The following is a 3,797-nucleotide window of genomic DNA, read 5'->3' on the forward strand; positions in this document are numbered from 1 at the left end:
CCGCCGGGGCGGACTCCCGCGCCGCCGCGTGCCGCCGACCCGCTCGCGGGCCCGGCACCGCAGCGCCCACCCGCGACCGGGGTCACGAGGCCCCGAGCCACGCCCCCCGGAGCCAGGCGGCCCGGGGTCACAGCGCCCGGCCGGCGGACGGTGGTGCCGCGTGACGGCGGACACCGAGCGCCGGCCGCGTCACGCCGCCGGACCACCCGGCACCGGCCCGCCCGCTCACGAACGCGACTGGGTGCGCGGGCTGCGGCGCCACGGCTACCGGGCACGCGCCGACCGCGGGGTGCGGGAGCGGCTGGTGCCGCCGTATCCGGCGCCCGCCGGAAGACTCGGCCGCTACTTCGGGCTGGGTCCCACGGCGACGCTGCTGCTCTCGCGCTGGGCGGGGTGGATCGGGCCGCTCCTCGTCGGGCTCTTCGCCGCGGCGCTGCGGTTCGTCAACCTCGGCACCCCCCACGCGGTGGTCTTCGACGAGACGTACTACGCGAAGGACGCCTGGGCCCTGCTCCAGCGGGGACACGAGATGTCCTGGCCGGACGACGCCAACGAACGCATCCTCGTCGGGGACGTCCCGCTCGGCGACACGGCCTCCTACGTCGTGCACCCCCCCGTCGGGAAGTGGGTCATCGCCCTGGGCGAGTGGGCCTTCGGCATGGAGCCGTTCGGTTGGCGGTTCATGACCGCGCTGCTCGGCGCCGTCTCCGTGGTGATGGTCTGCCGCATCGGCCGCCGTCTGTTCCGCTCGACCGCACTGGGGTGCCTGGCCGGTGTGCTGCTCGCGCTGGACGGGCTGCACTTCGTCATGAGCCGCACCGCGCTGCTGGACCTGGTGCTGATGTTCTGGGTCCTGGCCGCGTTCGGCGCGCTCCTCGTCGACCGGGACCGCACCCGGGCGCGGTTCGTCACCGCACTGGAACGGGCGCAGCCCGAGAGGAGCGCGGACGGCGTACTGCGCCCCGTCCGAGCGGTCGGCGAGCGGCTGACGCCGGGGTTGCGGCCCTGGCGGCTGGCGGCCGGTCTGCTGCTGGGCCTGGCCTGCGCCACCAAGTGGTCCGGGCTGTACGCCCTTGCGGCGTTCGGCATCATGATCGTGCTGTGGGACGCGGCGGCGCGCCGCACCGCCGGCGCCCGGCACCCCTACCGGGCGATGCTGCGGCGGGACGCCGTCCCGGCCTTCGTCTCCACCGTGCCGGTCGCCGCCGCGACCTACCTGGCGTCGTGGGCGGGCTGGTTCGCCACCGCCGGCGGGTACTACCGCCAGTGGGGGGCGGAGAACGGCAGCACGGGGAACGGGGCCGTGGACGCGCTGCGCTCCTGGTGGCACTACCACCGGGAGGCGTACTCGTTCCACGTCGGACTCACCGACAGCCACGCCTACGACTCCAACCCGTGGAGCTGGCTCGTCAGCAGCCGCCCGGTGTCGTTCCATTACCAGTCGATTCAGGTCGGACAGGGCGACTGCGACGCCGAGGAGGGGTGCGCGCGCGAGGTGCTGGCCCTCGGCACACCGGTGCTGTGGTGGGCGGCGTGCCTGGCTCTGGTCTACGTCGCGTACCGCTGGCTGCTGCGCCGGGACTGGCGGGCCGGGGCTGTGCTGTGCGGTGTGGCCTGCGGCTACCTGCCGTGGTTCCTCTACCAGGACCGCACCATCTTCTACTTCTACGCGGTGGTGCTGGTGCCGTTCCTCTGCCTCGCGGTGGCGATGGCGCTGGGCGCCCTCCTCGGGCCGCCGGGGTGCTCCGAGCGGCGCCGGGCGGCGGGCATCGTCACGACCGGGGTGTTCGTGCTGGCCGTGGCGTGGAACTTCGTCTACTTCTACCCGCTGTACACCGGCATCGAGATCCCGATGGACGCCTGGCGGGCCCGGATGTGGCTGGGCACCTGGGTCTAGGGGGTGTCTGGTGCACAGCGCCTGGCCCGCGGTGCTCTTCACCGGGGGCCCCGGGACCGCACCCCCGGGCGGCCCGCGCCCGGGGTCGGGCGGGCCGTCACTCCGGCACGGCGGCTCCCGGCGCGTCGTCGGGCTCCCGCACGCCTCCGGGTTCGGTGCCGGAACCGGGGGCGACCCGCCCGTCCGTGATCTGCCCCTCCGCGACCTGCCCGTCGGGGTCCGGTCCCACCGTGGTCCGGCCGGCGGGGTCCGGTCCGAGCGGGTCCTCGCCGCCCGCGTCCCGGGGCAGTGCCGACCCGACCCGCGGCTCCTCGCTCGCCTCCTCCGGATGGGGGACGATCTCCGGATGCCGTTCCTCGGGCTCCGGCGACGACGGGGTCGGCTCCTCGGCGGGCACGACGGGCGGGGGCTGCTGGACGGCGGGCTGCACCAGGCCGGTGACCACACCGACGCCGACGATGACCACTGTGGTGAGGGCAGTGACGGTGGCGACGCGACGGCGCCGCCGTATCCGCCTACCGCCGGTGACCGCCGCGCCCGTGAGGTCGTCCATCGGTGGTTCCGGATGGGTCGCCAGGATGGACCGGAACGCGTCGCGCAGCTCGTCCCCGTCACCGCTCTCGCCCCGCCGGATCATGTTCCCCGTCATCTCCTGCCCACCTCGCCGACCTGCTCCCCGATGATGTCGCGCAACCGTGCCAGCCCGCGGGCGCTCTGGCTCTTGACCGTTCCCGCCGACACCTTGAGCGCCCGCGCGGTCTCCTCCACGCTCCAGTCCTCCCAGAATCGAAGGACCAGTACCGCCCGGTAGCGCGGGGGCAGCTCCATCAGCGCCGCCTGCATCACCAGGCGGAGCTCGGAACCGGGCTGGCGGCCGTCGCCGGGCGGCTCCGGCAGGTCGCCCACCGGCTCCTCGCGACGGCCACGCCTGCGGTACTGGTCGATGAAGGTACGCGTCAGGATCGTGCGGGCGTACGCCTCGACGTTCCCGTCCCGGCGCACCCGCCCCCACGCCGCGTACAGCTTCATCAGGGTCGTCTGCGTCAGGTCCTGAGCCTCGTGCCAGTCGCCGCACAGCAAGTAGGCACTGCGCCTCAACTGCCGCTGCCGCGCCTCGGCGAACTCCCGGAACTCGCGCTCCCGGGTTGCTTCTCCCACCCGCCGGCCTTTCGCCATTCGGTCACTTCTCCTCCCTTCCTCTACGGGACCGGTCGGCGTCGGGTTGCACGCTCCCGGCATGACGTAGGTCTCCTCCGCGAACGCAACCCGACGCCGGGGCCGCCCGTAGATCACTCCTGCAAGCACCGGCCGCGGCCCTCCCACCGCGCCCGGTCCCTTCGGAGAGTGGAGAACCGCATGACCCGACGCAGCATCCGCAGCATCGCCCTGGGCGCGGCATGCCTCGCCCTGGCCGCCGGCACCTGGGCAACCGCCGCCAACGCCTCCCAGCCGCAGGAGCAGGGCAGCGGGACGACGGCCCCCGTCGCCGAGACACCCGACGCAGCCGCCGAGCCGAAGGCGGACGACCCGGCGGAGGCGGAGGCCGTCGCGGTACCGGACAAGGCCACCGAGGCGAAGGAAGAAGCCGTCGCCGTACCGGACAAGGCCACCGAGGCGAAGGCAGAAGCCGTCGCCGTACCGGACAAGGCCACCGGGACGGCCCCCGTCGCCCCGCCGGTCGACGCGGTGGTCGAGCCGGACGTCGCCGCCGAGGCCCCCGGCGGCGAGCCGTGCGAGGTGCTCCCGGCCGACGAGCTCGGCGAGCCGTTCCCCGAGGCGGTGGAGGTGTGCGAGGCCGCCGCCGCGCAGCCGGACGAGACGAAGACCGTACCCGGCAAGTGACCTTCCCGGCCGGGCTCCCTCGCGGAGAGGTGCCCGGCCGACGAGCGCCGCAGCGGCG

4 protein-coding genes are annotated in these 3,797 nt (G+C 74.7%); 2 read left to right on the forward strand and 2 right to left on the reverse strand.

Going from position 1 to position 3,797, the window contains the following annotated elements; all coding sequences use genetic code 11:
• The first annotated feature begins 160 nt into the window (after positions 1–160).
• Positions 161–1,897, forward strand: coding sequence for a phospholipid carrier-dependent glycosyltransferase (locus HCJ92_RS22940; RefSeq protein WP_167935522.1), 1,737 nt, complete (start codon positions 161–163; stop codon positions 1,895–1,897).
• A gap of 97 nt (positions 1,898–1,994) precedes the next feature.
• On the opposite strand, the gene HCJ92_RS22945 is transcribed toward HCJ92_RS22940, so the two are convergent.
• Together HCJ92_RS22945 and HCJ92_RS22950 are read right to left on the reverse strand one after the other, a co-directional pair.
• Positions 1,995–2,546 (reverse strand): hypothetical protein, encoded by a 552-nt coding sequence (locus HCJ92_RS22945; RefSeq protein WP_167935523.1) that lies wholly within the window; start codon positions 2,544–2,546, stop codon positions 1,995–1,997.
• Positions 2,543–3,073 (reverse strand): SigE family RNA polymerase sigma factor, encoded by a 531-nt coding sequence (locus tag HCJ92_RS22950; protein WP_209311487.1) that lies wholly within the window; start codon positions 3,071–3,073, stop codon positions 2,543–2,545. The genes HCJ92_RS22945 and HCJ92_RS22950 overlap by 4 nt, the downstream gene beginning before the upstream one ends.
• 180 nt (positions 3,074–3,253) lie before the next feature.
• On the opposite strand from HCJ92_RS22950, the gene HCJ92_RS22955 reads away from it, so the two are divergent.
• On the forward strand, positions 3,254–3,739 hold the full coding sequence (locus HCJ92_RS22955; RefSeq protein ID WP_167935524.1) for a hypothetical protein: 486 nt from the start codon (positions 3,254–3,256) through the stop codon (positions 3,737–3,739).
• Positions 3,740–3,797: the final 58 nt, after the last annotated feature.

Origin of the sequence: Streptomyces spiramenti, assembly GCF_012034385.1 — a bacterium.
Lineage (GTDB): Bacteria > Actinomycetota > Actinomycetes > Streptomycetales > Streptomycetaceae > Streptomyces > Streptomyces spiramenti.

Excerpts from the sequence above, each read along its gene's own strand:
- HCJ92_RS22945 (WP_167935523.1), bottom strand. The coding sequence starts at position 2,546 with ATGACGGGGAACATGATCCGGCGGGGCGAGAGCGGTGACGGGGACGAG.
- HCJ92_RS22950 (WP_209311487.1), bottom strand. The coding sequence starts at position 3,073 with ATGGCGAAAGGCCGGCGGGTGGGAGAAGCAACCCGGGAGCGCGAGTTC.
- HCJ92_RS22955 (WP_167935524.1), top strand. The coding sequence starts at position 3,254 with ATGACCCGACGCAGCATCCGCAGCATCGCCCTGGGCGCGGCATGCCTC.